This window comes from Pseudoalteromonas sp. P1-9 (assembly GCF_001399975.1).
Lineage (GTDB): Bacteria > Pseudomonadota > Gammaproteobacteria > Enterobacterales > Alteromonadaceae > Pseudoalteromonas.
Map to the genome: position 1 here is coordinate 1 of NZ_LKBD01000178.1, position 261 is coordinate 261.

A 261-nucleotide genomic window follows, 5' to 3' on the forward strand; every position below is an offset into this window, starting at 1 on the left:
TCAAAAGAAGTGGCGGACGCGGGAGGATTCGAACCTCCGACCGCCTGGTTCGTAGCCAGGTACTCTATCCAGCTGAGCTACGCGTCCGCAATATGCTTTAGTTTTTACATCTCACTCTGATATTTTGTATCTATTAAATTATAGAGACAAAAAAACCGACTTTTGTCGGTTGATGTCACTTCAAAAGAAGTGGCGGACGCGGGAGGATTCGAACCTCCGACCGCCTGGTTCGTAGCCAGGTACTCTATCCAGCTGAGCTAC

General features: G+C 48.7%; 1 tRNA gene. It reads right to left on the minus strand.

The features are described from left to right. Positions 1 to 10 precede the first annotated feature (10 nt). Positions 11 to 87: transfer RNA gene (locus tag AN214_RS22080), tRNA-Arg, on the minus strand. Positions 88 to 261: the final 174 nt, after the last annotated feature.